At 69.1% G+C, this 26,419-nt stretch carries 29 protein-coding genes; 15 read left to right on the forward strand and 14 right to left on the reverse strand.

Annotation, left to right across the window (positions count from 1 at the left end):
• Positions 1–2: 2 nt before the first annotated feature.
• Positions 3–704, reverse strand: coding sequence for a response regulator transcription factor (locus EAT49_RS10245; protein ID WP_123642214.1), 702 nt, complete (start codon positions 702–704; stop codon positions 3–5).
• 310 nt (positions 705–1,014) lie between these two features.
• On the opposite strand from EAT49_RS10245, the gene EAT49_RS10250 reads away from it, so the two are divergent.
• Entirely contained in the window at positions 1,015–2,613 is a 1,599-nt protein-coding gene (locus EAT49_RS10250; RefSeq protein ID WP_123642215.1) for a phosphoenolpyruvate carboxykinase, read from the forward strand.
• Between the two features lie 114 nt (positions 2,614–2,727).
• Positions 2,728–4,188: a hypothetical protein gene (locus EAT49_RS10255; RefSeq protein WP_123642216.1), complete on the forward strand. Its 1,461-nt coding sequence runs from the start codon at positions 2,728–2,730 to the stop codon at positions 4,186–4,188.
• A 52-nt stretch (positions 4,189–4,240) separates the two neighbouring features.
• Here the strand turns inward: EAT49_RS10255 and EAT49_RS10260 are convergent, their stop codons facing one another.
• Complete coding sequence (locus tag EAT49_RS10260; protein WP_123642217.1) at positions 4,241–5,008, reverse strand: sulfite exporter TauE/SafE family protein; 768 nt, start codon at positions 5,006–5,008, stop codon at positions 4,241–4,243.
• 145 nt (positions 5,009–5,153) lie between these two features.
• Here EAT49_RS10260 and EAT49_RS10265 point away from each other — a divergent pair, with 145 nt between their 5' ends.
• The 4 genes from EAT49_RS10265 (at position 5,154) to EAT49_RS10280 (ending at position 8,859) form a co-directional block, all read left to right on the forward strand.
• Positions 5,154–6,824 (forward strand): acyl-CoA dehydrogenase family protein, encoded by a 1,671-nt coding sequence (locus EAT49_RS10265; RefSeq protein ID WP_123642218.1) that lies wholly within the window; start codon positions 5,154–5,156, stop codon positions 6,822–6,824.
• 167 nt (positions 6,825–6,991) lie between these two features.
• Entirely contained in the window at positions 6,992–7,393 is a 402-nt protein-coding gene (locus EAT49_RS10270) for an META domain-containing protein (protein WP_123642219.1), read from the forward strand.
• Between the two features lie 54 nt (positions 7,394–7,447).
• Positions 7,448–8,473 carry an NAD-dependent epimerase/dehydratase family protein gene (locus EAT49_RS10275; RefSeq protein WP_123642220.1) on the forward strand — a complete coding sequence of 342 codons (1,026 nt, stop codon included), beginning with the start codon at positions 7,448–7,450 and terminating at the stop codon, positions 8,471–8,473.
• Positions 8,473–8,859, forward strand: coding sequence for an META domain-containing protein (locus tag EAT49_RS10280; protein ID WP_123642221.1), 387 nt, complete (start codon positions 8,473–8,475; stop codon positions 8,857–8,859). Before EAT49_RS10275 ends, EAT49_RS10280 begins: the two co-directional genes overlap by 1 nt.
• Here the strand turns inward: EAT49_RS10280 and recO are convergent.
• Positions 8,840–9,568 (reverse strand): DNA repair protein RecO, encoded by a 729-nt coding sequence (gene recO / locus EAT49_RS10285; protein ID WP_123642222.1) that lies wholly within the window; start codon positions 9,566–9,568, stop codon positions 8,840–8,842. The genes EAT49_RS10280 and recO overlap by 20 nt on opposite strands.
• A gap of 72 nt (positions 9,569–9,640) precedes the next feature.
• On the opposite strand from recO, the gene EAT49_RS10290 reads away from it, so the two are divergent.
• On the forward strand, positions 9,641–10,258 hold the full coding sequence (locus EAT49_RS10290) for a Pr6Pr family membrane protein (protein ID WP_123642223.1): 618 nt from the start codon (positions 9,641–9,643) through the stop codon (positions 10,256–10,258).
• Here EAT49_RS10290 and EAT49_RS10295 read toward each other — a convergent pair.
• From EAT49_RS10295 to lepB (EAT49_RS10315), 5 genes are all read right to left on the reverse strand, one after another.
• Positions 10,255–10,590, reverse strand: coding sequence for a DUF1491 family protein (locus EAT49_RS10295; RefSeq protein ID WP_123642224.1), 336 nt, complete (start codon positions 10,588–10,590; stop codon positions 10,255–10,257). The two genes, EAT49_RS10290 and EAT49_RS10295, sit on opposite strands and share 4 nt — an antisense overlap.
• Positions 10,587–11,507 (reverse strand): GTPase Era, encoded by a 921-nt coding sequence (gene era / locus EAT49_RS10300; protein ID WP_123642225.1) that lies wholly within the window; start codon positions 11,505–11,507, stop codon positions 10,587–10,589. Before era ends, EAT49_RS10295 begins: the two co-directional genes overlap by 4 nt.
• Before the next feature lie 177 nt (positions 11,508–11,684).
• Positions 11,685–12,362, reverse strand: coding sequence for a ribonuclease III (rnc, locus tag EAT49_RS10305; RefSeq protein WP_123642226.1), 678 nt, complete (start codon positions 12,360–12,362; stop codon positions 11,685–11,687).
• Positions 12,359–13,303, reverse strand: coding sequence for a signal peptidase I (gene lepB, locus EAT49_RS10310; protein WP_123642227.1), 945 nt, complete (start codon positions 13,301–13,303; stop codon positions 12,359–12,361). The genes rnc and lepB (EAT49_RS10310) overlap by 4 nt, the downstream gene beginning before the upstream one ends.
• Before the next feature lie 4 nt (positions 13,304–13,307).
• Positions 13,308–14,168: a signal peptidase I gene (gene lepB, locus EAT49_RS10315; RefSeq protein ID WP_123642228.1), complete on the reverse strand. Its 861-nt coding sequence runs from the start codon at positions 14,166–14,168 to the stop codon at positions 13,308–13,310.
• A 174-nt stretch (positions 14,169–14,342) separates the two neighbouring features.
• On the opposite strand from lepB (EAT49_RS10315), the gene EAT49_RS10320 reads away from it, so the two are divergent.
• Complete coding sequence (locus EAT49_RS10320) at positions 14,343–15,167, forward strand: manganese catalase family protein (RefSeq protein WP_123642229.1); 825 nt, start codon at positions 14,343–14,345, stop codon at positions 15,165–15,167.
• A gap of 24 nt (positions 15,168–15,191) precedes the next feature.
• The gene (locus tag EAT49_RS10325) at positions 15,192–15,641 is read left to right on the forward strand and encodes a DUF2383 domain-containing protein (protein ID WP_123642230.1); all 450 of its coding nucleotides are present in this window, start codon (positions 15,192–15,194) and stop codon (positions 15,639–15,641) included.
• Positions 15,642–15,675: 34 nt separating this feature from the next.
• On the opposite strand, the gene acpS is transcribed toward EAT49_RS10325, so the two are convergent.
• Complete coding sequence (acpS, locus tag EAT49_RS10330; protein WP_123642231.1) at positions 15,676–16,077, reverse strand: holo-ACP synthase; 402 nt, start codon at positions 16,075–16,077, stop codon at positions 15,676–15,678.
• A gap of 253 nt (positions 16,078–16,330) precedes the next feature.
• Here acpS and EAT49_RS10335 point away from each other — a divergent pair, with 253 nt between their 5' ends.
• Positions 16,331–17,416 (forward strand): NAD-dependent epimerase/dehydratase family protein, encoded by a 1,086-nt coding sequence (locus EAT49_RS10335; protein ID WP_185020723.1) that lies wholly within the window; start codon positions 16,331–16,333, stop codon positions 17,414–17,416.
• Positions 17,416–18,339: a glycosyltransferase family 61 protein gene (locus EAT49_RS10340; protein WP_185020724.1), complete on the forward strand. Its 924-nt coding sequence runs from the start codon at positions 17,416–17,418 to the stop codon at positions 18,337–18,339. Before EAT49_RS10335 ends, EAT49_RS10340 begins: the two co-directional genes overlap by 1 nt.
• Here EAT49_RS10340 and EAT49_RS10345 read toward each other — a convergent pair.
• The 5 genes from EAT49_RS10345 to EAT49_RS10365 form a co-directional block, all read right to left on the reverse strand.
• The gene (locus tag EAT49_RS10345) at positions 18,336–19,088 is read right to left on the reverse strand and encodes a pyridoxine 5'-phosphate synthase (RefSeq protein WP_123642234.1); all 753 of its coding nucleotides are present in this window, start codon (positions 19,086–19,088) and stop codon (positions 18,336–18,338) included. The genes EAT49_RS10340 and EAT49_RS10345 overlap by 4 nt on opposite strands.
• Positions 19,089–19,159: 71 nt before the next feature.
• Positions 19,160–20,110, reverse strand: a complete 951-nt coding sequence (gene ispH / locus EAT49_RS10350) for a 4-hydroxy-3-methylbut-2-enyl diphosphate reductase (RefSeq protein ID WP_123642235.1) — start codon at positions 20,108–20,110, stop codon at positions 19,160–19,162.
• Between the two features lie 68 nt (positions 20,111–20,178).
• Positions 20,179–20,625: a YqaA family protein gene (locus EAT49_RS10355; protein WP_123642236.1), complete on the reverse strand. Its 447-nt coding sequence runs from the start codon at positions 20,623–20,625 to the stop codon at positions 20,179–20,181.
• A 117-nt stretch (positions 20,626–20,742) separates the two neighbouring features.
• Positions 20,743–21,126 carry a hypothetical protein gene (locus EAT49_RS10360; protein WP_123642237.1) on the reverse strand — a complete coding sequence of 128 codons (384 nt, stop codon included), beginning with the start codon at positions 21,124–21,126 and terminating at the stop codon, positions 20,743–20,745.
• 101 nt (positions 21,127–21,227) lie between these two features.
• Complete coding sequence (locus EAT49_RS10365) at positions 21,228–21,809, reverse strand: LabA-like NYN domain-containing protein (protein ID WP_123642238.1); 582 nt, start codon at positions 21,807–21,809, stop codon at positions 21,228–21,230.
• Between the two features lie 328 nt (positions 21,810–22,137).
• On the opposite strand from EAT49_RS10365, the gene rpoZ reads away from it, so the two are divergent.
• Genes rpoZ through EAT49_RS10385 form a run of 4 tightly spaced genes read left to right on the forward strand, consistent with a single transcriptional unit; the run spans position 22,138 to position 25,847 of the window.
• Positions 22,138–22,497 carry a DNA-directed RNA polymerase subunit omega gene (gene rpoZ / locus EAT49_RS10370; protein WP_123642239.1) on the forward strand — a complete coding sequence of 120 codons (360 nt, stop codon included), beginning with the start codon at positions 22,138–22,140 and terminating at the stop codon, positions 22,495–22,497.
• A 10-nt stretch (positions 22,498–22,507) separates the two neighbouring features.
• On the forward strand, positions 22,508–24,667 hold the full coding sequence (locus EAT49_RS10375; protein WP_123642240.1) for a RelA/SpoT family protein: 2,160 nt from the start codon (positions 22,508–22,510) through the stop codon (positions 24,665–24,667).
• 46 nt (positions 24,668–24,713) lie between these two features.
• A complete protein-coding gene (locus EAT49_RS10380) occupies positions 24,714–25,352 on the forward strand; it encodes a DUF2062 domain-containing protein (RefSeq protein ID WP_123642241.1) in 639 nt (212 codons plus the stop codon).
• 36 nt (positions 25,353–25,388) lie between these two features.
• The gene (locus tag EAT49_RS10385; RefSeq protein ID WP_123642242.1) at positions 25,389–25,847 is read left to right on the forward strand and encodes a YdeI/OmpD-associated family protein; all 459 of its coding nucleotides are present in this window, start codon (positions 25,389–25,391) and stop codon (positions 25,845–25,847) included.
• Positions 25,848–26,419 lie beyond the last annotated feature (572 nt).

A 26,419-nucleotide genomic window follows, 5' to 3' on the forward strand; every position in this document is an offset into this window, starting at 1 on the left:
ATTCAGTCTTCGTTGTAGCGGTAACCGATGCCGTAGAGAGTCTCGATGGCCGAGAACTCGTCATCGACGGCGCGCATCTTCTTGCGCAGGCGCTTGATGTGGCTGTCGATGGTGCGGTCGTCGACATAGACCTGATCGTCGTAGGCCACGTCCATCAGCTGGTCGCGTGACTTGACGAAGCCGGGACGCTGGGCCAGCGCCTGCAAGAGCAGGAATTCCGTGACCGTGAGGGCGACGTCCTGGCTCTTCCAGGTCACCGCGTGGCGCAGCGGGTCCATCGTCAGGTTGCCGCGGACCATGACCTTGGTCTCCTCGGTCGCCTCGGGCACGTCGCCGGCGATGGCGTCCTGCCGGCGCAGCAGCGCGCGGATCCGCTCCACCAGCAGGCGCTGGCTGAACGGTTTCTTGACATAGTCGTCGGCGCCCATGCGCAGGCCCAGGACCTCGTCGATCTCGTCGTCCTTGGAAGTCAGAAAGATGACCGGCATCGCGGACTTCTGGCGCAGCCGCTGGAGCAGGTCCATCCCGTCCATGCGGGGCATCTTGATGTCGAGCACGGCCATGTCCGGCATGCGCCGGTTGAACGCGTCGAGGGCGGTCTGGCCGTCATTGTAGGTTTCAACCTCGAAGCCCTCTGCTTCGAGCGTCATCGAGACGGACGTCAGGATGTTCCTGTCATCGTCCACCAGGGCGATCTTGGACATGTTTTTGCTGCCTTCTCTGCTCTTGTGACATGTTTTGCCTGTCTTTCCGCAAGCTTCTGCTCAAATCCGGGAACGAATCAATCCCTGGGGGCCACACTGTCTCTGCCCCGTGGCCCAATTGCGCCGCAAATGTGTTGATTTCCGGTTGACGCCGCCCCGGAGCCGACACCACGCGCCGCGCGGCAACAAGGTTGCGCTAACATCGAAATGGTTGCGCTAACCGTCGCAAACCCCTCTGTTCACAGGCAAATCGACCGTGTTACGCGAGTCCGGCGGGGCAGTCCCGCAAGATTATTTCGGAGCGGATGGAATGGACATCGGTCGCGTCAATCCTGGGATGAAGCTGGAGCACCAAGGCATCACGGGGCTGGGCTCTGTCCATTACAACCTCGACGAGGACGGTCTCCGGGAGGCCTCGCTCGCGCGCGGCGAGGGCACCGAGGGGCAGAACAAGACCCTGCTCGTGACCACCGGAAAGTTCACCGGCCGGTCGCCCAAGGACAAGCATGTCGTGCGCACGCCGACCACCGAAGACGTGATCTGGTGGGAGAACAACGCCCCGATGTCGCCCGAGGGCTGGGCGCGGCTCAAGGCCGACATGATGGCCCACATGCAGGGCCGCGACTACTTCGTGCAGGACCTCTTCGGCGGGGCCGACCCCGAGCACCGGCTCGACGTGCGTCTCGTGACCGAACTCGCCTGGCACGGCCTCTTCATCCGGCACATGCTGCGCCGTCCCGCGGCCGAGGAGCTCGACAACTTCGCGCCCGAGTGGACGATCATCAACTGCCCCTCGTTCTTCGCGGACCCCGAGCGTCACGACTGCCGCACCGACACGGTCATCGCCTTCAACTTCGACGAGAAGCTGATCCTCGTGGGCGGCACCGAATACGCGGGCGAGAACAAGAAATCCGTCTTCACCCTGCTGAACTACATCCTGCCGGAGAAGGGCGTCATGGCGATGCACTGCTCCGCCAACCACGCCAAGGACAACCCCGTGGACGCGGCGATCTTCTTCGGCCTGTCGGGCACCGGCAAGACGACGCTGTCGGCCGATCCGAACCGCACGCTGCTGGGCGACGACGAGCACGGCTGGTCAGAACGGGGCCTCTTCAACTTCGAGGGCGGTTGCTACGCCAAGACGATCAGCCTCTCGCCCGAGGCGGAGCCCGAGATCTACGCCACCTGCTTCATGCGGAACACGGTGATCGAGAACATGGTCTTCGACCCCGAGACCAAGGAGCTCGATTTCGAGGACGACAGCCTGACGCCGAACATGCGCAGCGCCTATCCGCTGCACTACATCCCGAACGCGAGCGAGAGCGGGATCGCCGGGCACCCGAAGAACATCGTCATGCTGACCTGCGACGCCTTCGGAGTGCTGCCGCCCATCGCGCGGCTGACCCCGGCGCAGGCGATGTATCACTTCCTCTCTGGCTTCACCTCCAAGGTCGCCGGGACCGAGCGCGGCGTGAGCGAGCCCGAGCCCACCTTCTCCACCTGCTTCGGCAAGCCCTTCCTGCCGCGCCGGCCCGAAGTCTACGGCAAGCTCCTTCAGGAGAAGATCGCCCGCCATGGCGTGACCTGCTGGCTGGTGAACACCGGCTGGACCGGCGGCGCCTACGGAACCGGGCACCGGATGCCGATCAAGGCCACGCGCACCCTGTTGACCCATGCCCTCGACGGCAGCCTCGAGGACGGGCAGTTCCGCAAGGATGCGCATTTCGGTTTCGAGGTGCCGCTGTCGTGCCCCGGCGTCGACGACCGTCTGCTGGATCCCCGCGGCACCTGGGACGATCCCGCGGCCTATGACGCCGCGGCCGAGAAGCTCGTCGAGATGTTCGCCGAGAACTTCGCGCAGTATGTTCCCTTCATCGACGACGACGTGAAGGCCGTCGCCATCGGCTGAACTTTCAGAGGCGCCGGTCCGCAGCTCCGCGCCGGCGCCTCTGCGATTTCCTTGGAACAACAGCCGGACCCCCCTGTTCGAGAGTCGTAAGATACTCACGAAGAGGAGAGGTCCATGACCACCACCACTCGAAAGACGCTTACGCTCCTGGCCGGTACTGCGCTGACGCTGAGCCTCGCCACGTCGGCTCCCGCCCAGACCCGTCTCGAGATCGACGAGGATCAGGCCGCCGGCCTGAACCAGGACTGCCAGCAGCTCATCGACCGTCTGCAGGAGGCCGACAACCTCGTCCCCGACGACGACGTCGAGGTCGTCGTCGACGCTCTGAACCGTGACGATGCGGACGCCTGCGCCGAACTCGCCCTGACCATGGACGAAGAGGACCAGATGCAGGGCGAGGAGCAGCAGCAGGCCGAAGGCCAGCAGCAGCAGGACGAGACCGACGGCGAGCTCTCGGCCGCCGAGACCGACTCCGCCACCGAGACCGAGCAGGAGACCGAAACCGCCGAAGTGACCGAGGAGGTCACGGTGACGGAAACGGCCGAGCTCGAAGGCGATGCCCGGGTCACGGTGCCCGAGCCCGAGGTCGACGTCCAGGTTCCCCCGCCGGAAGTGAACGTCACGCAGCAGCAGCCCTCCGTCGACGTGACCGAGCAGCCCTCGCAGATCGAGGTGCGGCAGGAACAGCCCTCGGTGTCGGTCGAGATTCCCGAGCTCATCGTCCGCGTGGAGATCCCCGCGCCCACGATCTACGTCCAGACCTCCGACCCCGAGGTCGCCGTCAACATGATGGACCCCGACGTCGAAGTGACTCAGGGCGATCCGCAGATCACCGTGCGCCAGCCCGATCCCGAGCTCGAGCTTGATCTCGGCGTCGAGGACACCGAGGGCGAGGCCCAGGCGCAGCGGATCGAAACGGACGCCGCCGACGGCACCGAAGAAGTTGCGGGCGACACGCAGATCGAGAGCACGAGCCCGCAGGTCACGTTCGAGACCGCTCAGGGCGAGCCGCAGGTCAACATCAACTCGTCCGACCCGGAGATCAGCTACGAAGGCTCCGAGCCGAACGTGAACGTCACCTTCACCGAAGAGCCGACCGTCGAGATCGCGAACGTCGGCCAGCCGACGATCCAGTTCGAGACGCCGGAGCAGCGTGAAGAGCGTCGCCAGCAGGCCAGCGCGTCCGCCCAGGAGAGCGGTGAGCAGGGCGCCGACCAGCAGCAGGCCGACGCGACCGACCAGCAGTCCGGCGGCGATTCCATGAACGCCGAAGGCAGCATGGACGGTCAGATGACCATCGGCGACCTGATGGACCTCGAGGTCATGACCCCGGACGGCGAGAGCCTCGGCACGCCAACCGATTTCGTCCGCTACGAAGGTCAGGTGCTGATGATCCTGGGCGATGCCGAAGCCCTTGGCCTAGGCCAGAATGCCGGCATCCCGCTCGACCATGTGGCCTATGACGGCGACCAGCTGGCACTCGTCGAACTCGACGACGAAGCGCAGCAGATTGCCGAGGACTACGAGTACAGCGAAGAAGACGCGGTCGAGCGCGATCTTCCGGTCCAGCAATAAGCGACCCCTCGACCGGGCGCTCCGGCGCCCGGCTCGCTTTCGCGGCGCGGTCTCAGACGAGGCCGCGCCGCACGAGATTCAGCCCCGCGATCAGCAGCACGGCGAGCGTGGCCGTGCGGAAGGTCTCCTGGTCGATCCGGTCCTGGATGCGGAACCCCACCGCCATCCCTGCCAGTGCCGGCACGATGAGCAGGGCGGAGAACCAGACCGTCTGCCCGTTCAGCACGCCGGAGCGCAGATGGCCGAGCAGCAGCATCACCGAGCCGAGCCCGTAGATCACCCCCTGGACCGTGATCTGCCGCACCTTGGGCGTCTCCACCGCGACAAGATAGAGCAGCGTCGTCGGCCCCCACGTCCCCGCGAGCCCCCCGATCGCCCCCGACAGGAACCCCGCCACGAAGGACATCGACCGCCGCCACGCGGGCGGAATGATGATCCTCAGCCCCAGAAGCTGGATCGCGCAAAGGAGCGTGACCGTTGCGCCCAGCGCGAGAAAGATGGCGTCGGCAGGCAGGATCGTCAGGAACTGGGCCGAAATCAGGATCATCGTGCAGACGATCAGGATGTACGCCCAGAATTCGCGGACCGCCTCCAGCGCACCTTGCAGGCCCGCCCGCACCACCTGCAGGCCGTTGGCCAGCAGGATCGGCAGGATCACTCCCGCCACCACCAGCTGCGGCTCGAGCATCATGCCCATGCCCGACACCATGATCAGCGGCATGGCAAAACCCACGGCGCCCTTCACCACGCCCGCGACAAGGGTGACGCCGATGGAAAAGAGGATGAGGGACAGCGGCAGAAGGTCGGTGAGAGGCTCCATGAGGCCCGATAGCGCATGGCCTCACACACCGCACCAGCAAAACGACCGCGACAGTTTTGTACTGGAATGGCGCCTTTTGAGACTTATTATTGCGCTGCATCTGCGAAGGCTCTATCTGGGCCGAAACCGATTCAGGAGCGAGCCCATGGCCCACGACGGAACCGATCCGACCCTCGCCGCCAGCCCGGTGATCCAGGACCTGCGCGACCTGACCGCCGCAGCCCTGCCGCAGATCGAGGGCCTGCTGGAGGAGGCGCGCAGCCGCCTGCGCGGGCTCGTCGTCGAGAACGGCCGGGTTTCGGGCGCCCTCGTCGAGGCGCACCAGGACGCCGCCCACGGACTCGCCTGGCTCGCCACCTACGTCGAATCGCTCCGCCAGATGCAGGGGTGGGCCGACCGGCTGACGGCCGAAGGCACCTTCGGCGAAGTCGAGGAGCTGCTCCTGCAGATCGCCTTCGGCGAATATCTCGCGCAGATCTTCGGCGGCATCCCGATGAGCCAGGGCGAGATCCTGCGCCTGTCGGACATGGGCCTGACCGCGCAGCCCGGCGAACCCGCCGCCCGCCTGATCGCCGGCGCCAACACGCCCGCCGCCCGCGCGCGCCTGGTCGCACTGATGCAGGAACGCTCGGCCGAGATCACCGTGGGCCGCACCGGCCTCGACGACGAGCTCGAGATGATCCGCGAGCAGTTCCGCCGCTACTCCGTCGACAAGGTCATCCCCCACGCCCACGAATGGCACCTCAGGGACGAGCTGATCCCGATGGAGACCATCGCCGAGCTCGCCGAAATGGGCGTCTTCGGCCTCACCATCCCCGAGGCATACGGCGGCTTCGGCCTGTCGAAGATGTCCATGTGCGTCGTCTCCGAGGAACTCAGCCGCGGCTATATCGGCGTGGGCTCGCTGGGCACCCGCTCCGAGATCGCGGCCGAGCTGATCCTCTGCGGCGCCACCGAGGCGCAGAAGGAAAAATGGCTCCCGGGTCTTGCCTCCGGGGAGATCCTGCCGACCGCCGTCTTCACGGAGCCCAACACCGGCTCCGACCTCGGATCGTTGCGCACGAAGGCGCGCCGCGACGGCGACGACTGGATCGTGACCGGCAACAAGACATGGATCACCCATGCCGCCCGCACCCATGTGATGACGGTGCTGGCGCGCACCAAGCCCGAGACCGACGACTACAAGGGCCTGTCGATGTTCCTGGCGGAAAAGACCCCCGGCACGGACGCGCATCCCTTCCCCGACGAGGGCCTCTCGGGCGGCGAGATCGAGGTGCTCGGCTACCGCGGCATGAAGGAATACACCCTCAACTTCGACGACTTCCGCGTCTCGGGCGACAACCTTCTGGGCGGAGAGGAGGGCCACGGCTTCAAGCAGCTGATGGAGACCTTCGAGAGCGCCCGCATCCAGACCGCCGCCCGCGCCATCGGCGTCGCGCAATCCGCGCTCGATGTGTCGATGCAATACGCGCAGGACCGCAAGCAGTTCGGCAAGCCGCTCATCGCCTTCCCCCGCGTGGCCGGAAAGCTCGCCATGATGGCGGTGGAGATCATGATCGCGCGGCAGCTCACCTATTTCTCGGCCCGCGAGAAGGACGAGGGCCGCCGCTGCGATCTCGAGGCCGGCATGGCGAAGCTGCTTGGCGCCCGCGTCGCCTGGGCCGCCGCCGACAACGGCCTGCAGATCCACGGCGGCAACGGCTTCGCGCTGGAATACGCCATCAGCCGCATCCTCTGCGACGCCCGCATCCTCAACATCTTCGAGGGTGCCGCAGAGATCCAGGCGCAGGTTATTGCGCGCCGCCTGCTGGGGTGAGCATCATGCGATACGCGGAGGGTCCGGTCCAGGGGCGCCGCAGGCTTTCGGGAGGGCCCTAACCGGATCCGGTTGCCACGTCCGGAGTGCCGCGATCCGCGCCGGATACCCTCTCCCTGTCCCGAAGCCCTCTGGCGTCCCGCGCAGAACACGCTAGCCTCCCCGCCATGAAAGCGCCCCTCGCCCTCGCCGCCCTGCTCGTCGTCTCCGCCTGCGGGCGCCCCGCTCCGTCGCCGCCTGCGTTGCCCCTCGACTGGCAGCTTGCGGCCGTGAACGGCGCCCCGGTGAGCGTTCCCGCGGCAGTCGGCCTCGGGCGGGACCGCTTCAGCTTCCGCGGACCCTGCAATGCCTATTCCGGCACCCTCGCCCGGGGCACCGGCCCGGCGCTGCGGATGGAGCGCCTCGAGACCGGCCGGACCGCCTGCCCGCAGCTTGCCGCGGAACGCCAGCTTCTCGACCTTCTGTCCCGGGTGGCGCGGCAGGACGTGCCCTCGGGCGCCCCGGCGCTGGAGCTCGTCACCGACACCGGCACCCGCCTCCAGTTCCGCCGCATGAGCCCCGGCGTCTGATCGCCTTGATCTGCGCACCCCCGCGCCCACCTTAGGGGAATACAGGGGGCCATCATGACCGCATCGAAGACGATACTGCTGACCGGGATTACCGGCTTCATCGCCAAGCGCATCGCGAAGGACCTCCTGGACGCGGGCCATCGCGTCCGCGGCTCCCTGCGATCCGAGACGCGCGCGGACGAGGTGCGCGCCGCCGTCGGCCCCGACGGGCTCGACCGGCTCGAGTTCGTGAGCCTCGACCTCACCGCGGACCCGGGCTGGACCGAGGCCATGGCAGGCGTGGACGCGGTCCTGCACACCGCCTCCCCCTTTCCCATGTCCCAGCCGAGGGACGAGAACGACCTGATCCGCCCCGCCGTGGACGGCACCCTGCGCGCCCTCCGCGCCGCCGAGGCCGCGGGCGTCTCGCGGGTGGTGCTGACCTCCTCGGTCGCAGCGGTGATGTATTCCGACGGCCCGTCGAACGGGCGGGCCTACACCGCCGCGGACTGGACCGACACCGGCCATTCCAGCGCGAATGCCTACACGAAATCGAAGACCCTCGCCGAGACGGCCGCCTGGGACTTCGCCGAGGCGCATCCGTCGATCCGGCTGACCACGGTGAACCCGGGGGCGGTCATGGGCCGGCCCATGGACCGGCATTACGGCACCTCGCTCGGCCTGATCGAGCGCATCCTGAGCGGCAGGGATCCGATGCTGCCGGACCTGCCCCTCCCCATCGTGGACCTGGCCGATGTCAGCGCGCTCCATCTCGCCGCGCTCGAGCAGGAGGACACGGTGGGGCGACGCCTCCTCGCCTCGGCGGGCGTCATGCGCTTCCCCGAGGTCGCCGCCTTTCTGAAACGGCGCCATCCCGAGCGCCGGATTGCGACCCGCGTCGCGCCGAAGTTCATGCTGCGGGGCCTCGCGCTCTTCGACTCCTCGATCCGCGGCATCCTGGGCGAGGTGGGGCGTCCCTTGGCCGTCGACGCCTCCGAGAGCGTGCCGGTGCTCGGACGGCCCTTCGTACCGGCAGAGGACGGCATCGCCGCCTCCGCCGATTTCGTCCTGGCCCACGGCGTCCCGTCGAAGGCCGCCTGATGTTCCAGGCGCTCTGCGTCCTGCTGCCCACGCTCGCGGCCTGCGACGAGAGCGTCTGGGCCTATGGCGGGGCGGACGCCACCTTCGTGCTCGCGGAGATCGACGGCGCGCCATTTCCCGCCCGCGCCACCCTGACCTTTCCCGCGCCGGGCGAACTGGCGGGCGAGGGGCCGTGCAACCTCTACAACGCGGCCCAGCTCGCCCCCTACCCGTGGTTCGAGGCCGGACCGATCGCCGCGAGCCGCCGCGCCTGCCCGGACCTCGGCGCCGAGGCCGCCTATTTCGAGGCCCTTGCCGCCATGGAATTCGCCGAGGTGCTGGGCGGCGTGCTGATCCTCTCCACCTCCTCCGGCCGCGAGATGGTCTTCACCGCAGCGCCCGACTGAGCGCGGCGACAAGCCGCGCCCGCGCCTCCGGCAGGGACCTGTCGCCCAGCGCGGGGGCAAGCCTGTGCTCGAAAAAGAAGCCCGTGGTGCCCAGCGCCTCCACGATCTCCGCGTCGGGCGCCTCGCCCTCTCCGCGCATCACCGGCGGCAGCGGCAGGAGCTTGTCGGCCCAGTCCCCTGCGCCCGCGGCACTCACCGCGCGGCCGGTGCGGGGCGAGACATGGACCAGCCCCTCGGTGACCCCGGTGGCCGCGCAGCGGCTGAGGTCGAGCCCGAAGCCCAGCTCCTCCAGCAGCGCCAGCTCCCAGCGCAGATAGGCCAGCGGCCAGGCCTCCGTCCGACCCATCAGGTCGAGCAGCGTCACGGTCCGCGCATAGAGCTCCGGACAGGCCTCGCGCTCGGGCAGGGCGAAGACCAGCAGCCCGGCCACGGCGTTGAGCCCCTCGAGCGCCAGCCGGTCCCCGAGAAAGCCCGCCGCCCGCGACCGCAGCGGCTCCACCCGGTAGGTGCCGAGATGATCCTGGAGCCGCGCGGTCCAGGTCGCGACGACCTGCGTTCCGGGCTGCAGATGCGCCGCCATCCGGGGACTGCCGCCACCCCGAACCAGACCGGAATGCAGGCCGTGCAGGGCGGTCAGCACGTCGATGATGACGGCGCTTTCCCCGTGGGAGCGGCGGCGCAGGATCACGCCCTCGTCTTGCCACTGCATCTCGGCCCTTCTCCGCCCCGCTCCTCCGGCCTATGTAGCGGCGCGCCCGCCCCAAGGACAACGCTCCCGCCCATGCACCTCTCCCCGCCCGACCGCCTCCTTTGCGCGCTGATCGCGCTGCTGGCTCTGGGGGCCGTGGGATTGCGCGTCGGGCTGACGATGCAGGAGGACGGCGACGGGATCCTCGCCGCTGTCTGGGAGCTGGTCTACTTCTTCACCATCCTGACGAACCTCCTGATCGGCGCGGCCTTCGGCGCGGCGGCGCTCCGGGGACGGGCCCTGCCGGCGGGGCTCGGCCTCGGGCTCGCGACCTCGATCCTGATCGTGGGCATCGTCTACCATGTGCTCCTCGCGGATATCGTGGACTTCACGGGCCTCGGCCGCCTCGCGGACCTGCTCCTGCACACGGTCGTGCCGCTCCTGACCCTCGTGCAGTGGACGGTCTTCGCGCCGAAGCGGGACCTTTCCGCACGGCAGGCGGCGGCCTGGCTCGCCTATCCCGGCGCCTATGTCGCCTATGTCTTCCTGCGCGCGCCCCATACCGGCTGGTATCCCTACCCGTTCCTCGATCTCGGCGAGCAGGGCCTCGGCACGACGCTCCTCTGGATCGCCGGGATCGCGGTGTTCTTCCTCGCCATGGGCCTCGCCCTCGTGGCGATGGGACGGGCGCTCCAGGCGCGACGGGGCTAGGCGGAGAGCCCCGGATCGTCGAGCAGCGTGCGTCCCTCGCGGCTTTCCACCTCGATCACCCAGAGATCGGGGTCCCGATCCCGCTGGCGGGCGACGAGCGCATCGACCTCGGCCTCGGGTCCCTCGGCCACCAGTTCCCAGCGCCGTCCGCCGGTCTGCCAGTCCGTCACCCGCTCATGGGCCGTGGCGCGGCCGTCGAGCGTGGCACATTTCACCAGAACCGCCCCGGCGGTCGGATCGCCCCGGGCGGCGATGTAGACGCCCGTCCCCTCGACCTGCAGCCGCTGCAGATAGGCCGCCACCCAGAGCCCGGTCGCGAGCCGTGCGCTCATGCGCCGTCCTTGAAGTCGAGCCCCATCTCGGAATAGCGCTCCGCCTCCTCGAGCCAGTTCGGACGCACCTTCACCTGAAGGAAGAGATGCACCCTCCGGCCGAGGAATTCCTCCAGCTCGGCCCGGGCGGCGGTGGAGACGGCCTTGATCGTCTCGCCCTTGCGGCCGAGGACGATGCCCTTGTGCCCGTCGCGGGCGACATAGACGATCTGGTCGATCCGCGCGGAGCCGTCGTCCCGCTCCTGCCAGCTCTCGGTCTCGACCGTCAGCTCGTAGGGCAGTTCCTGGTGCAGGCGCAGCGTCAGCTTCTCCCGCGTGGTCTCGGCGGCGAGCATCCTGAGCGGCAGGTCCGCGATCTGGTCCTCGGGATAGAGCCACGGCCCCTCGGGCAGGCTCTCCCCCAGCCAGGCCTTCAGCGCGTCGCAGCCATGGCCCCTCTCGGCGGAGATCATGAAGGTCCGCTCGAACTCGTGGCGGGCGTTCAGCGCCTCGGTCAGCGCCAGCAGGCTCTCGGCCTTCACCCGGTCGATCTTGTTGATCGCGAGCGCCACCGGCGTGCCCTTGCGCAGGTCGCCCAGCCTCTCGAGGATCGCCTCGACGCCCGGCGTCAGGCCGCGATGGGCCTCCACCAGCAGCACGACGATATCGGCATCCGCCGCCCCGCCCCAGGCCGCGGCCACCATCGCCCGGTCGAGCCTGCGCCGGGGCCGGAACAGGCCGGGCGTGTCCACCAGCACGATCTGCGCCTGCCCTTCCATCGCCACGCCGCGGATGCGCGCGCGCGTCGTCTGCACCTTGTGGGTGACGATGGAGACCTTGGCGCCGACAAGGCGGTTGGTCAGCGTGGACTTGCCCGCATTGGGCTCGCCGATCAGCGCGACAAAGCCCGCGCGGGTGGGAAGGGTGGGATCGCTCATGGGGTGCAGATGCGCCTTTCCTCGGGGCGGTGCAATGGGGCAAGGGGTTTCGGCCCGCTCTGCGGGCCGATCCGCGGGGAGGCTCCGCCTCCCCGGACCCCTCCGGGATATTTCAAGCCAGAAAAATGGGGGAGGGGTGCGGGGTGATCGCGGTCGGCGCTGATTTGGGCCGCTGCGTCAGGACACCTCTGCCAGCAGGGCCGCCGCCGCCGCATGTTCGGCCTGCCGTTTCGATCCGGCGCGGGCCTTGGCGCTGCGGCCGTCGGCGAGGCGCACCTCGATCGTGAAGAGCGGCGCGTGGTCCGGCCCCTCGCGGCCCAGTTCCACGTAGTCGGGCGGCGGCGCGCCCCTGGCCTGGGCCCATTCCTGCAGCGCGGTCTTGGCGTCCTGGCCCACGGCGCGCGCCTCGGCGACCCGGGCGCCCCAGAGCCTCAGCACCAGGGCGCGGGCGGCCTCGAAGCCCCCGTCGCGATAGACCGCGGCGATCACCGCCTCCATCGCATCGCCAAGCAGCGCCTCCTTGCGGCGACCGCCGGATTTCGTCTCGGACCGCCCCAGCTTGAGCACCGCGCCGAGGTCGATCTCGCGCGCCACCTCGGCGCAGGTCTCCTTGCGGACGAGCGCGTTGAACCGCGGGGCGAGCTGGCCCTCCGAGGCACTGCTGTCCGCCTCGAAGAGCGCCTCGGCGAGCACGAGACCCAGCACCCGGTCGCCGAGGAACTCGAGCCGCTGGTTGTCGGGCCGCGTCGCCGAGCCGATGGAGGGATGCGTCAGCGCCGTGACCAGAAGCTCGGGCCGCGCGAAACGGTGCCCCAGCCGCGCGCTGAAGGCGGCGAGATCGGCCGAGAGCTTCATCGCGGCACGCTCCAGATCCGACCCCAGCGCATCGCCGCCACCCAGGCCGGCACGCCCGAGCGCCAGTCCGCGCTGGAATAGAGAATGCGCCCCACGCTCCCGCGCACGTCCGAGACCGGCACGATCCGCGCCCCGAGCCGCGGCTCGCTGGCGAACGCAGCGTCGAGCGCCCGGTTGTCGCCCAGCAGAAGCACGTAGCCCTCGGGTATTTCCGCCACGCGGGGAAAGCCTTCGGAGGCGGGGACGATCGCATGGGACACGCCGCCGGGAAGCTCCTCGATGCGGAGGGCCTCATCGTTCTCCGCCGCGCGATAGGCGACCGGCTCGCCGTCGATCTCGAGCCCCGTCTCCCGCTGGGCCACCTGCTCTCCCGGCATCCCGATGACCCGCATCACGGTCAGCCGCGCACCGGGTCCCGCGTGGATCACCAACTCCCCCCGCTCGGGCGCGCCGAAGAGCGTGGTGGCGGCGACGAAATCGCCCGAGAGCAGGGCGGGCTCCATGTGATCGCTGTCCACCAGATGGTCGATCCAGAACAGCCGGCTGAACTCGATCAATGCCAGACACAGCGTCAGCGCGAAACCGATCCGCCGCCACCGGCTCGGCGGCCGGCGCTCCGGCGCGGCCGCGCTCGGCAGAACCAGCAGCGCCAGCAACATCAGGAACGGCATGTAGGGCAGAACCGCGAGGAGCAGCCACCAGCCTGACCGGCCCGCATCGTGAAGGCGGCGCACGATGGTGCCGAAGAGCTGCACATAGACCAGCGCGAGAAGTGCGCCGTAGATCTGCCGCGGCGACAGCAGGCCGCCCAGCGCCTCGCTGATCGGATGGGCGGCGAACTCGATCGCCAGCAGCGTCACGAGCGCGACGACGACCGGCCCCCGTCCGGCGGACCCGTGCCAGTCGAATCCGCCGATGAAGAACCCGCGGAGCGCGCCCACCGGCCTACTCGATTTCCTTGAAGAATCGGTCGCTGCGCCAGGTCCAGAAGAACAGCATCGACCGGCCCGCCGAGGAGAACATGATCCGGTCCGCCCGGCCCACGATGTCCTCGAACGGAACGAAGCCGACGCCGCCCGAGGCCTGGCTTTCGCGGCTGTCCCGGCTGTTGTCGCGGTTGTCGCCCATGAAGAAGTAGTGTCCCGCCGGCACGGTGTAGACGCCCGTATCGTCGAAGCTTTGACGCTGAATGTCGAGAATGGAGTGGCTCACGCCGTTCGGCAGGGTCTCGATATAGCGACGCTTCTCGCAGACCGCGCCGATGCCGACCGCACCGTTGGAACAGCGCGGACGCTGCTGCTGCGGCCCCTGAGGGGCAAAGATCTCCTCGAAGATCCCCGCATCGGTGATCTCGACGGGCTCGTCGTTGATCACGAGCCGCCCGCCCTGCATCTGGATGCGGTCGCCAGGCAGGCCGATCAGCCGCTTGATGAAATCGCGGCCCGTGACCGGGTGGCGAAAGACCACCACGTCGCCCCGCTCGGGCTCGGACCCCCAGAGCCGGCCGCCGCCCGGTGCCTCGGGATCGTTTCCGTCCGACTTGAACACGCCGCAGAAATCCTCGGCGGTGATGTCCACGCCCAAGGCGGGAATTCGGATCGACGGGCAGGACGCGTAGGAATATCCGTAGGCCATCTTGTTCACGAAGAGAAAGTCGCCGATCAGCAGCGTGTCCTTCATGGAGCCCGACGGGATCCAGAACGGCTGGAAGAACAGCGTGCGAAAGACGCCGGCGATCAGGAGCGCGTAGACGATCGTCTTCACCGTCTCCCAGATGCCGTGAAGAATCCCGTCCTTTTCGGCCATGCCCAATCCGTCCCCGTTTGCGTGCCGGCGCTTCATGGTCGCCGGGGCAGGGCAAGTCAAGCTGGCGCCCCGGCGGCGCTCCGCCCGGACAGGCATCTGCGGTCACGTCCCCGGGAACAGGCACCCGCGCCCCCGGTTCACGGGGCGAGGGACCACGATGACGGAAGGCCACCCATGTTCCACCATTCCAGCAAGCTTCAGTACGAAGTGCGCGTCGATACCCCCGACCCGCAATTCGCGAAGTTTCTGCAGCAGGCCATCGGAGGCGTGGAGGGCGAGATCCGCGTGGCCATGCAGTACTTCTTCCAGGCCATGGGCGCCCGGGGGGACGCGAAGTACCGCGACCTTCTGATGATGACCGCGACCGAGGAGCTGAGCCATATCGAGTTTCTCGGCCATGCCGTCGCGCTCAACCTCGAGGGCGCACCGCTCTCGACGCAGGAGGAGGCTGCGAAGGACCCGGTGGTCAACGCGATCATGGGCGGAGCCAACCCCCGGCACATCCTGTCCTCGGGCCTCTCGGCCATGCCGGTGAACTCGAACGGCGTGCCCTTCGACATGAGCCATGTCTACGCGACCGGCAACATCGCCGCCGACATGCTCGCCAACGCCACCGCCGAGGCCGGCGGGCGGGTCCTCGCCTCGCGGCTCTACAACATGACCGACGATGCCGGGATGAAGGACATGCTGTCCTTCCTCATCGCCCGGGACACGATGCACCAGCAGCAGTGGCTCGCCGTGATCGAGGAACTGGGCGGCTGGAAGGGCCAGTTGCCGGTCCCGACCTCCACGCCCGAGGACCACGAGGCGATGGAGCACAGCTACTACTTCCTCAACACCTCGCTGGACGAAGCCACCCCCGAGGGGCGCTGGACCTCGGGGCCCTCTCTCGACGGCCGCGCCGAATACAGCGTCCGCGAGACGGTCGACCCCCTCGGCCAGAAACCCGACCTCGGCCGCGCGCGGCCGAAGTCCGGCGCCCAGCGCGAACAGATCTGAACCCCAGCGAAAAAGGAGAGACCCATGGTCACCACCGTCGGAACCGAAGGTAGCGCCGCCAAGCTGATCCAGAACCTGCTTCAGCTCGAATACGACGCCATCGCGGCCTATGACGCGACGATCGAGCGGCTGAAGGACCCGGGCCACAGCGACCGCATCGCCGAATTCCGCCGCGACCACACCCGCCATGTGGACGAGCTGAAGGAGATGGCCGCGCGCATGGACATCCATGTGCCGACCGAGAGCGACGCGAAATCGCTCCTGACCACCGGCAAGGTCGCCATCGCAAAGCTCGGCGGCGACAGCGCGGTCCTGAGCGCGATGAAGACGAACGAGGACGACACCGTGGCCGCCTATCGCCACGCCAGCCAGAACGCCGAGGCGGATGCGCCGATGAAGCAGATCTTCGAGCGCGCGCTCGAGGACGAACTCCGCCACCGCGCCTACATGGAAGAGCAGGGCATGGGCGGCTGACCCCTCCTCCGCGGGGCGCCGCGCGGCGTCCCCCTCAGTCCTCGGGCAGGGCTTCGATCACCACGAAGGCCTGCGCCCAGGGATGATCGTCGGTGAGTGAAACATGGATCACCGCCCGGTGCCCGGGCGGCGTCATCTGCGCCAGCCGGTCGGCCGCCCAGCCGGTGACATGCATGACCGGCTGACCGGTGCCGAGATTGGTGACGCTCATGTCCTTCCAGGCGATCCCCATCCTGAGGCCCGTGCCCAACGCCTTGGAACAGGCCTCCTTCGCCGCCCAGCGCTTGGCGTAGGTGCCCGCCACATCGGCGCGCCGCTCGGCCCGGCGCTGCTCGGCCTCGGTGAAGACCCGGTTCCGGAACCTGTCCCCGAACCGCTCCAGCGCCCGTTCGATCCGCTCGATATTGGCGAGGTCCGTTCCGATTCCGAGGATCATGCCCCTGCCCCTTGGCCAGCCCGCGCTCCCTGCCACGGCGCGCCTGCCAAGACAACGGCCGGGCGCCGGCGCCGCGGGCCGCAATCCGGTCGCCCGGAGCGAAAAGACTTGGAACATCACATCTTTCAGTTCAAATGTGTTGACGGTCCCTCCCCCTCGACTCGCCGTCCGGGACCGCGGGGCAGAGCACCGGGGGACATCGGGTGACCGCGCGAGAAGGAGTCCGGGATGACCGATGGCAGGGGGAGCCGCGATGGCTGACGGAGCCGACACCGGACGCGCCTGCGTCGCGCTGATCGGAGGCGCCGGCTTCGTGGGCACGAACCTCGCCGCCCGGCTGGCCCAGGACAATGCCTTCCGTCCCCATGTCTACGATACCGACCCGCGCAAGCTCGCCTTCCGGATGGGGCCCGACGCCCGCTGCGCGTTCACGCCCTTCGATCTCGGAACCGACGACGCGCTCCTCGACCGGGCCGTGGCAGGCGCGGACGTGGTCGTGAACCTCGCGGCGCTGGTTCAGCCCAAGCGCTTTCTCGACAGGCCCCTCGATATGGTGGAGCTGAACCTCATGGGCTCGCTCAAGGTCGTCGAGGCCTGCCGCCGCCATGGCAAGCGCCTCATCCATTTCTCGACCTCCGAGGTCTACGGCAAGACCGGCGGGCGCGACGCGCCCTTCACGGAGGATTCGACCGACTGCATCCTCGGGCCGATCGACAACCACCGCTGGATCTATTCCTGCGCCAAGCAGATGCTCGACCGGATCATCCATGCCCACGGTCTCGAGGGCGGGCTGCACTACACCCTGATCCGACCCTTCAACTTCGTCGGCGCGCTGATGGACTGGCTCGGCCCCTCCGCCGAACAGCCACGCGTCTTCGCCAGCTTCATGAACGCTCTGGTCGAGGAGCGGCCGCTGCCGCTGGTCGACGGCGGCACGGCCCGGCGCTGCTTCACTCATGTCGAGGACGCCGTCTCCGCGATCACCACCATCCTCGCCCACCCCGAGGAGACCCGGAACCGCATCTACAACGTCGGGAACCCGGCCAACGAGATCACCATCGCCGGACTCGCCGCGCTGATGACCGACCTTTTCGCCGAAGAGACCGGGCGGCCCGTGCCGCTGCGAACGCAGTCCGTGCCGGGCGAGGCGTTCTACGGCGCGGGTTACGAAGATTGCGACCGGAGGATGCCGGACATCTCGCGGATCAGCGCCCTCGGATGGCGCCCGCAGCACGATCTCGGGCGGACGCTGCGGGACGCGATGCGCCACGCCCTCGCCAATTACGACGCCCTCTGCGGTTTCCGGCCCGCTCCCGCCACAGGCGCCGGCGCGGAGTGATGCGCCTCTTCCGACGCCGCCGTCCGGTCCTCTTCAAACGGGCGGATGCCATCGGCTCCATTGAGCATTACTACCATTTCCTGTGGGGCTACCTGCTTCCCGCGCTCGACATCGCGCTGACCCGCAGGCTGACGGGGCCGATCCTGATGCGGTCCTGCGGCCCGGTGCTGACCCCGAAACTCGTCGAGGCGGCCCGCGACGTCCACCTCGACCTGCGGATCGACGACGGCCCGCCGCCTGGCGATGCCGAGATCATCACCCTGCCCGCTCTCGATGCCCGGATCATCTGCGCGCCCCGGGGCCCCGTCGACGACCCGGTGCACCCCTTCCACGACAAGCTCGCCGCGCTGCCGCGGACCCGGCCCGATCTCCACGCGGCGCTCTGCGACCCGGCGGCCATCGCGGCCCTGCCCGCCGACCTGCGGGCGCTCCGCGACCGGCTCCTGCCGCCGCTCCTGGCCGCCGCACGCGAACCCGCCCCCGCGCCCTTCCTCGTCATCCGCCGCGCCGACCAGCCCGACTACTACGACCGCGACGGACCGGCGGAGTCCAAGGGCTACGGCGCCGGCCGCCGCAGCCTCGAGGGCATCGACGCCGCGGTCGAGGCCCTGAGAGCGCGGGGCCATGCCGCGCAGGGCTACGTCTGCGACGCGCACTCCGTCGCGGATCAGGCCGCCGCCTTCGCGGGCGCGCGCGGCATCGCCATGGTCCGGGGCGCGGAAGCGGGAAACCTGATCTGGTGCCGGCCGGACACGCCCGTCCTGATCCTCGAGCCGCCCGGGATGGTCGCCTCGCCGCCCCACGAGACCATGGCCGCCGCGGCCCGCCTGCGCCTGACGGTCCTCCCCGCCGAGACCCGCGCCCCCGTGCTCGACCCCGACGCGGTCGCCGCGGCCTGGGGCCCGCATCCGGCGACGGGCTAGGCCGCGGCCTCGGCCCGCGCCGCGTCCATCAGCCGCCGCATCTCCTCAATGGCCGGGCGCAGACCGCGGAAGATCGCCTCGCCCACCAGAAAATGCCCGATGTTCAGCTCCCGCACCTCGGGCAGCGCCGCCACCGGCCCGACCGTCTCGTAGGTCAGCCCGTGGCCCGCATGAACCTCGAGCCCCAGCCCGTGGGCAAAGGTCGCCATGTCGCGCAGCCGCTCCAGTTCCGCGTCGCGCGCGGCAAGGCGGCCCTCGTGGTGCAGGTCGCAATAGGCGCCGGTGTGCAGTTCCACCACCGCGGCGCCGATCCGGTGCGCAGCCTCGATCTGCCGCCGGTCCGCGGCGATGAAGATCGACACGCGGCAACCCGCCTCGGCCAGGGGCGCGATGAAATGCGCCAGCCGGTTCTCTTCCTTGGCCACCTCGAGCCCGCCCTCGGTCGTCCGCTCCTCCCGCCGCTCGGGCACGATGCACACCGCATGCGGCCGGTGCCGCAGGGCGATGGCCTGCATCTCCACGGTCGCCGCCATCTCGAAATTCAGCGGCAGCGTGAGGGTCTCGGCCAGCCGGGCGATGTCGTCGTCGGAAATGTGCCGGCGGTCCTCACGCAGATGGGCGGTGATCCCGTCCGCGCCCGCCTCCTCGGCCAGCTTCGCGGCGCGCACCGGATCGGGATAGGCCGACCCGCGCGCGTTGCGCACCGTCGCCACATGGTCGATGTTCACGCCCAGTCTCAGATGCTCCATCGCGCGTCCCTTCCGGCCTTTCGCACGGCGGACCTTAGGCGGCCCTGCACCGATTGCAACGCCGCGGGCTCTCAGGCGGGCTCGCGCAGCACCCGCGGCACCTTGAACTCGACATTCTCCTCGGCGGTCGTGACCCGCTCGACCGTGACGTCGTAGCGCGCGCGCACCGCGTCGATCACCTCGTCGATCAGCACCTCGGGCGCCGAGGCCCCCGCCGTGACGCCCAGAGATCCGATCCCCTCCAGCGCCCGCCAGTCGATATCCGTCGCCCGCTGGACAAGCTGCGCATAGGGGCAGCCCGCCTTCCGCGCGACCTCCACCAGCCGTTTCGAGTTCGAGGAGTTCGGCGCGCCAACCACGAGCAGGGCGTCGGCGCGGGGGCCGATCGCCTTCACCGCCTCCTGGCGGTTGGTGGTGGCGTAGCAGATGTCTTCCTTGTGCGGCCCCACGATGGCCGGGAACCGCGCCTTCAGCGCCTCCACGATGTCGGCCGTGTCGTCCACCGACAGCGTCGTCTGGGTGACGAAGGCCAGCCGCTCGGGATCGCGCACCTCCACCCCGGCCACGTCCTCGACCGTCTCCACCAGCAGCACCTCGCCCTGGGGAAGCTGCCCCATGGTGCCCAGCGTCTCGGGGTGGCCCGCATGGCCGATCATGACCATCTGCAGCCCGTTCTCGTGGTGTCGCGCTGCCTCGATATGCACCTTCGACACAAGGGGGCAGGTCGCGTCCACATAGACCATCTGCCGCTTCGCCGCCTCGGTGGGTACGGCCTTGGGCACGCCATGGGCGGAAAAGATCACCGGCCGGTCGTCGGGGCACTCGTCCAGTTCCTCGACGAAGACCGCGCCCTTGGCGCGCAGATCGTCGACGACATAGCGGTTGTGGACGATCTCGTGCCGCACATAGACCGGCGCGCCCCATTTCTCGAGCGCCATCTCCACGATCTTGATCGCCCGGTCCACGCCGGCGCAGAACCCGCGCGGCGCGGCGAGCAGAAGGGTGAGGGGGGGCTTCGGCATGGCGCTCTCCTTCAGGTCCGAGACCTAAGAGAGCGGCGCCGTCACCGCAAGGCGACTCAGCGCCGCCGTCAGCCCGCCGCCCCGATCACCCCCGCCGTCGCCAGTGCCAGCACGATGTAGCGCCCGGTCTTGGCGATGGCGACCAGCAGGGTGAAGACGGGCCAAGGCGTCCGCATGACCCCGGCCGCAAGGGCGATGGCATCCCCGAACGGCGCCCAGGTCAGCAGCAGCGACCAGAGTCCCCAGCGGTTGTAGATCCTCTGCGCCCGGTCTAGCTGGCTGTCGGACACCGGAAACCAGCGGCGGCCCCGGAACCGCTCCAGCCCGAGCCCCATCAGGTAGGTGATCACCGAGCCGATCGTGTTGCCCACGGACGCGACGACGACCAGCAGCCAGACCGGCGCGGCCCCTGCCGCCTGCAGCCCGACGAAGACGACCTCCGACTGGAACGGCAGGATCGTCGCCGCGCCAAGGGCGGCCACAAAGAGGGTCGCAAGGGAAAGGGACGCGGACATCTCCGCAGCAACGCGCCGCGACGAAGCCCGGTTTCAGGGTGCCACGCCTCGCCAGCCAACCCGCCATCGGCCCGGCGCGCCCTGCGCGGCGCGCGGCCCGGCCCGGACAGGGCAGCCTCAGCCGCCCAAGGCCTGCCTCAGCCATGTGCAAGCCGCCGGATCGCCGTCGAGCACGCAACTGCGGTTCGCGGCAAGAAGGTTGACGTAATGCTGGCACATCCCAGGATCACCACCTTGGCAGTTGCTTCCGAGGGAATACAGCGAGCAGGCGAGTTGCATCCCCTGCATCGCACAGGCCCGGTAGTGATAGCCGAGACAGATCGCCGGATCCGCCCGCGTCAGGCAGGCCGCCTCGAGATTGGCGGCCGAGTCACGGTCGCAGCCATACGGAACCCCGTTCTCGTCTCGTCCGCAGGGCGCCTCCGGGTCGTGGATCTGGGCGCCGACGGGCACCACGGGGGCCAACAGGAACAACAGCACCAGAAACAGGATTCGGCGCATGGCAACCTCGGCTCTTGGCAGCCCGCGGGAGGCGGGAAACCCGAGGTCCCGGATACATAATTTCCCTTGGGTAAGCTAGATGAATCGCGCGGCGCGCCCGCTCACTCCCCGTCGACGAGTTCCTCTGCGTCGTTGTTGCGGTCGCCCCGCGGCTCCCGCGGCGGGCGGCCGACGATCTCGCGCAGCTCGTCGAGCTCGATGAAGTTGTCGGCCTGCCGGCGCAGGTCGTCGGCGATCATCGGCGGCTGGCTGCGGATGGTGGAGCAGACCGAGACCCGCACGCCCCGGCGCTGCAACGCCTCGACCAGGGGGCGGAAATCGCCGTCGCCCGAGAACAGCACGATATGATCCACATGCTGCGCCGTCTCCATGGCATCGACCGTCAGTTCGATATCCATGTTGCCCTTGACCTTGCGGCGACCCTGGCTGTCGGTGAATTCCTTCGCGGGCTTCGTCACCATGGTGAAGCCGTTGTAATGCAACCAGTCCACCAGCGGCCGGATCGGCGAATACTCGTCGTTCTCCAGAAGGGCCGTGTAGTAATACGCCCGGAGCAGCTTGCCCCGGCGCATGAACTCCTGCCGGAGCAGCTTGTAGTCGATGTCGAAACCCAGCGACCGGGCGGCCGCATAGAGGTTCGAGCCGTCGATGAAGAGCGCCAGTCGCTCGTCCCGGTAAAACATTCCTGAAATCTCCTGCCCGGTCGCATCCTCCCGGGTCATTGGACCTAAGATTTGAGAAGCCGACTTGGGGATCCGCGATGATCGTGACAATTCCCCTTGGGGAAACCCATGGTCGACCCCACCTGATATTCTATGTAACGGCTCGGTGACCCGCTTCAATATCCCGCCCTGCAGAAGAATTGTGCCGGGCGCAAGGACCGGCGCTGCGGTCCGCGGCGTCCGGTTCCTGCCGGGCGGACCCCATGGGACAGATCGGAATCGGGTTGTCAATCCCTTTTGGCCCGGCTAGAGAGGGTCCTCTGTTTCCTTCCCCGAGACTGGAGGCCCCATGGCCCGCGTGACCGTCGAAGATTGCGTTGACAAGGTTCCCAACCGGTTCGAGCTGGTGATGCTCGCCGCCCACCGCGCTCGCGAGATCGCGACCGGAGCGCCCGTGACCGTCGACCGCGACAACGACAAGAACCCGGTCGTGGCCCTGCGCGAGATCGCCGAGGAGACGCAGCAGGCCGACGCCCTGCGCGAGCGGATGATCGAGAAGCAGCAGAGCCAGATCGAGGTCGACGAGCCCGAAGACGACGCCATGGCACTGCTCATGGGCCAGTCGGAGCCGGCGGATCATCCCGCGGACGACGAGATGTCCGAAGAAAAGCTCCTGCGCGCGCTCATGGAGGCCCAGGGCCAGCGATAAGGTCGACACCATGCTGGAGCGGACGCGCCCGGCCGTCACATCCGAGGCGCTCATCGGCCTCGTCCGCAGCTACAACCCGGGCAGCGACGGCGACCTGATCGCCCGCGCCTGGGCCTTCGGCGAAGAGATGCACGCCGGGCAGTTCCGCCGTTCGGGAGAGCCCTACTTCACCCATCCCGTCGCCGTGGCCGCCATCCTCGCCGAGATGCAGATGGACGATGCCACGATCGTCACCGCCCTCCTGCACGACACGATCGAGGACACCCGCGCCAGTTTCGCGACTGTCGAGGCCCAGTTCGGCCGCGACATCGCCTCCCTCGTGGACGGGGTGACGAAGCTCACCAACCTGCAGCTCTCCTCCACCGAGACGAAGCAGGCCGAGAACTTCCGCAAGCTCTTCATGGCCACCAGCCGGGACCTGCGCGTCACGCTGGTGAAGCTCGCCGACCGTCTGCACAACATGCGGACGATCAAGTCCATGAAGCCCGAGAAGCAGGCCCAGAAGGCCCGCGAGACCATGGACATCTACGCGCCCCTCGCCGGCCGCATGGGGATGCAGTGGATGCGCGAGGAACTCGAGGACCTCGCCTTCCGGGTCCTCAACCCCGCTGCGCGCGAATCCATCATGCGCCGCTTCCTGACCCTGCAGAAGGAGACCGGCGACGTGGTCGAGAAGATCACCGCCGACATGGAGGCCGAGCTCGAGAAGGCCGGCATCGCCGCCGAGGTCTACGGCCGGGCCAAGAAACCCTATTCGATCTGGCGCAAGATGCAGGAAAAGGAGCAGGGGTTCAGCCGGCTCTCGGATATCTACGGCTTCCGCGTCATCACCGACAACGAGGAAGCCTGCTACTGCGCCCTGGGCGCGATCCACCGCCGCTGGCGCGCGGTGCCCGGCCGGTTCAAGGACTACATCAGCCAGCCCAAATCGAACGGCTACCGCTCGATCCACACCACGGTCTCGGGCCGCGACGGCAAGCGGGTGGAGGTGCAGATCCGCACCCACGCGATGCACGAGGTGGCCGAGACCGGCGTCGCCGCGCACTGGTCCTACCGCGACGGCGAACGGGTGGAGAACCCCTTCGCCGTCGATCCCCAGCGCTGGATCGCCACGCTCACGAGCCAGCTCGACGCCGGGCACGACCACGACGAGTTCCTCGATATGGTCAAGCTGGAGATGTACACCGACCAGGTGTTCTGCTTCACGCCCAAGGGCGACGTGATCAAGTTGCCGCGGGGCGCCACCCCCATCGACTTCGCCTATGCCGTGCACACCAAGGTCGGCCATGCCTGCGTCGGCGCCAAGGTGGACGGGCTCAGGGTGCCGCTCTGGACGCGGCTCAAGAACGGTCAGTCCGTCGACATCGTCACCGCCGAGGGCCAGACGCCGCAATCGACCTGGATCGAGATTGCCGTTACCGGCCGCGCCAAGGCCGCGATCCGGCGCCGCCTGCGCGAGGAGGACCGCGAGCGGTTCATCAAGCTCGGCCGGGAACTGGCGCGCGTGGCCTTCGAGAACGTCGGCAAGAAGGCCACCGACAAGGCGCTCCGGACCGCCGCCCGGGCGCTGGCGCTAGAGGATACCGACGAGCTTCTCGAACGTCTGGGGTCGGCCGAGCTCACCAGTCGCGAGGTCGTCCGTGCGATCTACCCCGAGCTCGTCGACGCCGGCCGCGGCGAGGAGATCGAGGCCGGCCGCGCCGTCGTGGGCCTGTCGTCGGGCAGCCATTACGCCCGCGCGCCCTGCTGTCAGCCCGTGCCCGGCGAACGGATCGTCGGCATCACCTCGCGGGGCCGCGGCGTCATCGTCCATGCCATCGACTGCGAGGTCCTCGCCCGCTACGAGGATCACATGGACCGCTGGGTCGACCTGCACTGGCAGGAAGGCACGCACCCGGCCGCCAATGCCGTCACGCTCGATCTCGCGATCACCAATGACGCGGGCGTGCTCGGGCGGATTTGCACGTTGATTGGAGAGCAATCCGCCAATATCTCCCATCTCGAGTTCATCGACCGCAAGCCGGACTACTACCGGCTTCTGATGGACGTGGACCTGCGCGACGTGGAGCATCTGCACCGGGTCATGACCGCGCTGGAGGCCGACACCAACGTCGCCTTCATCGAGCGTCACCGGGACCCCGCCCGCGCGGCGACGACAGGAGAGACGTGAACCCCGTTCCCTTCGGGGCCGGCGGTCAGGGAGAGGCGGGACAGGCGTGGTCTTCAAACGCAGGGACAGGCGCCCGGTCTGGGAGATCGTCTTTCGGGCGGTCTGGCCCAAGGGTGGCTGGGGCCGGGCCGCGCAATACGTCCGCCACCGCCTCCGCCGCCTGCCCGATACGCCCGAGAAGATCTGCCGCGGCATCTGGGCCGGCGTCTTCGTGACCTTCACGCCCTTCTACGGGCTCCACTTCGTGATCTCGGCAGCCCTCGCCTGGATCATGCGCGGCAACATCCTCGCGTCCATCCTTGCCACCTTCTTCGGCAACCCGCTGACCTACGTCCCGATCGGGATCGTGTCGCTGCAGACCGGCTACTGGCTCCTCGGCACCCGCCCCGAGGCGGGCTTCGAGGAGAGCTTCGCACGCAAGTTCGCGGCCGCCTCGGCGGACCTGTGGCACAACGTCATGTCCGTCTTCACCCCGGCGACGGCGGACTGGTCGCGTCTCGCGGTCTTCTACCGCGAGGTCTTCGTGCCCTACACGGTGGGCGGGATCCTGCCCGGCATCGTCACCGCCACGGTGATCTACTGCCTCGCCCTGCCGGTGGTGCGCGCCTACCAGAACCGCCGCAAGGCCCAGCTGCGCCGCAAGCTCGGCAAGCTGAAGTCTGGCGTCGACGCGGGCCTCGGATGACGGGGCGCGCGATCCGTGGCAGAGCCGGATGACCGCATGGACGACTACATCCGTTTCGAAGGCCGGATCGAGCCCCTGGTCTGGGGCCCCCGGACCTATACCGTGCTGCCGCTTCCCGAGGAGGTCGCCCGGGCGCTCGCCGACGCCGGCGCGCGCCGCGTCGAGGGTGAGATCGCCGACCATCCCGTCAACCTCGCCCTCAGCCGGGCGCCCGTGACCCCGCACACCTTCCTCTGGACCGGCAAGAGCCTCCTCGACGCGCTCGGCGTCGCACCCGGCGAGGTCGTCGAGGTCAGGCTGCGCCCCGCGCCCGACGACGCGGTCGACCTGCCGGACGATGTCGCGGCGGCCCTGCGTGCTGCGGGCCGAACCGCGGCCTGGGAGGCGCTCACCCCCGGCCGGCGCAGGGCCGCCCTCTACACCATCGCCACCGCGAAGCGCGCCGACACCCGGGCGCGCCGGATCGCGGCGCTGCTCGACAACCTCGACGACTGACCATCCGGGGACCTGCCCTCCCCGCGGCAGCCTGACTGTCCTGGCGGGTCGCGCGAACGCCCGCATGACTGCCGGGAGCCGATCCGCCCTAGGCTGTGCTGGCAGGCGAAGCCCATGAGCCGGTTCGGCCCGGAGAGCCTCCGTCCGGGTCCGGACCGTGGCGTGCTCGGCGGGGCTGTCGAAGAGCCCGGTGGTCTCGAAGACGCGGCCGCGGAACTGACGCGCGCGCTGGCTGCCGTCCATTCTGCGCGACAGCCCCGAGCCCGCCGAGACCTGCCGATCCCGCGCACATGCTGCCCTTCACCCTCGCACCGTCCCGGGGCGCGCGCTGCCCGACTGGCTCGGTCTCGATCCGACGACAGGGCGGATCGAGGCCCGGCCGCAGTACGCAGACGACGGGCGTTTCGAGGTGGTCGTGACCGACGGCCTCGAGGGCGGCGGCGGCGGCACCGACACGCTCTTCTGCGGCGCGGGCGTCGACCTTCTGAAGGCGCCGCGGCCCGACCGGACCACGGACCCCTGGACGCCCGTGCCCCGCGGGACGGCGGGCGGGGCGATGCGCGGCACGCGCG

This window comes from Histidinibacterium lentulum (genome assembly GCF_003789055.1).
Taxonomy (GTDB): domain Bacteria; phylum Pseudomonadota; class Alphaproteobacteria; order Rhodobacterales; family Rhodobacteraceae; genus Oceanicola; species Oceanicola lentulus.

What these genes read in the sequence shown, in the direction of transcription:
- EAT49_RS10360 (WP_123642237.1), bottom strand. Translation starts at nt 21,126, where the DNA reads ATGCGCCGAATCCTGTTTCTGGTGCTGTTGTTCCTGTTGGCCCCCGTG.
- EAT49_RS10270 (WP_123642219.1), top strand. Translation starts at nt 6,992, where the DNA reads ATGAAAGCGCCCCTCGCCCTCGCCGCCCTGCTCGTCGTCTCCGCCTGC.
- EAT49_RS10245 (WP_123642214.1), bottom strand. Translation starts at nt 704, where the DNA reads ATGTCCAAGATCGCCCTGGTGGACGATGACAGGAACATCCTGACGTCC.
- EAT49_RS10375 (WP_123642240.1), top strand. Translation starts at nt 22,508, where the DNA reads ATGCTGGAGCGGACGCGCCCGGCCGTCACATCCGAGGCGCTCATCGGC.
- rpoZ (WP_123642239.1), top strand. Translation starts at nt 22,138, where the DNA reads ATGGCCCGCGTGACCGTCGAAGATTGCGTTGACAAGGTTCCCAACCGG.
- rnc (WP_123642226.1), bottom strand. Translation starts at nt 12,362, where the DNA reads ATGAAGCTCTCGGCCGATCTCGCCGCCTTCAGCGCGCGGCTGGGGCAC.
- EAT49_RS10385 (WP_123642242.1), top strand. Translation starts at nt 25,389, where the DNA reads ATGGACGACTACATCCGTTTCGAAGGCCGGATCGAGCCCCTGGTCTGG.
- EAT49_RS10340 (WP_185020724.1), top strand. Translation starts at nt 17,416, where the DNA reads ATGCGCCTCTTCCGACGCCGCCGTCCGGTCCTCTTCAAACGGGCGGAT.
- EAT49_RS10260 (WP_123642217.1), bottom strand. Translation starts at nt 5,008, where the DNA reads ATGGAGCCTCTCACCGACCTTCTGCCGCTGTCCCTCATCCTCTTTTCC.
- EAT49_RS10325 (WP_123642230.1), top strand. Translation starts at nt 15,192, where the DNA reads ATGGTCACCACCGTCGGAACCGAAGGTAGCGCCGCCAAGCTGATCCAG.
- EAT49_RS10365 (WP_123642238.1), bottom strand. Translation starts at nt 21,809, where the DNA reads ATGTTTTACCGGGACGAGCGACTGGCGCTCTTCATCGACGGCTCGAAC.
- EAT49_RS10290 (WP_123642223.1), top strand. Translation starts at nt 9,641, where the DNA reads ATGCACCTCTCCCCGCCCGACCGCCTCCTTTGCGCGCTGATCGCGCTG.
- EAT49_RS10320 (WP_123642229.1), top strand. Translation starts at nt 14,343, where the DNA reads ATGTTCCACCATTCCAGCAAGCTTCAGTACGAAGTGCGCGTCGATACC.
- ispH (WP_123642235.1), bottom strand. Translation starts at nt 20,110, where the DNA reads ATGCCGAAGCCCCCCCTCACCCTTCTGCTCGCCGCGCCGCGCGGGTTC.
- EAT49_RS10295 (WP_123642224.1), bottom strand. Translation starts at nt 10,590, where the DNA reads ATGAGCGCACGGCTCGCGACCGGGCTCTGGGTGGCGGCCTATCTGCAG.
- recO (WP_123642222.1), bottom strand. Translation starts at nt 9,568, where the DNA reads ATGCAGTGGCAAGACGAGGGCGTGATCCTGCGCCGCCGCTCCCACGGG.
- EAT49_RS10335 (WP_185020723.1), top strand. Translation starts at nt 16,331, where the DNA reads ATGGCTGACGGAGCCGACACCGGACGCGCCTGCGTCGCGCTGATCGGA.
- EAT49_RS10265 (WP_123642218.1), top strand. Translation starts at nt 5,154, where the DNA reads ATGGCCCACGACGGAACCGATCCGACCCTCGCCGCCAGCCCGGTGATC.
- EAT49_RS10355 (WP_123642236.1), bottom strand. Translation starts at nt 20,625, where the DNA reads ATGTCCGCGTCCCTTTCCCTTGCGACCCTCTTTGTGGCCGCCCTTGGC.
- EAT49_RS10255 (WP_123642216.1), top strand. Translation starts at nt 2,728, where the DNA reads ATGACCACCACCACTCGAAAGACGCTTACGCTCCTGGCCGGTACTGCG.
- EAT49_RS10280 (WP_123642221.1), top strand. Translation starts at nt 8,473, where the DNA reads ATGTTCCAGGCGCTCTGCGTCCTGCTGCCCACGCTCGCGGCCTGCGAC.
- lepB (WP_123642228.1), bottom strand. Translation starts at nt 14,168, where the DNA reads ATGGCCGAAAAGGACGGGATTCTTCACGGCATCTGGGAGACGGTGAAG.
- EAT49_RS10275 (WP_123642220.1), top strand. Translation starts at nt 7,448, where the DNA reads ATGACCGCATCGAAGACGATACTGCTGACCGGGATTACCGGCTTCATC.
- EAT49_RS10250 (WP_123642215.1), top strand. Translation starts at nt 1,015, where the DNA reads ATGGACATCGGTCGCGTCAATCCTGGGATGAAGCTGGAGCACCAAGGC.
- acpS (WP_123642231.1), bottom strand. Translation starts at nt 16,077, where the DNA reads ATGATCCTCGGAATCGGAACGGACCTCGCCAATATCGAGCGGATCGAA.
- EAT49_RS10345 (WP_123642234.1), bottom strand. Translation starts at nt 19,088, where the DNA reads ATGGAGCATCTGAGACTGGGCGTGAACATCGACCATGTGGCGACGGTG.
- era (WP_123642225.1), bottom strand. Translation starts at nt 11,507, where the DNA reads ATGAGCGATCCCACCCTTCCCACCCGCGCGGGCTTTGTCGCGCTGATC.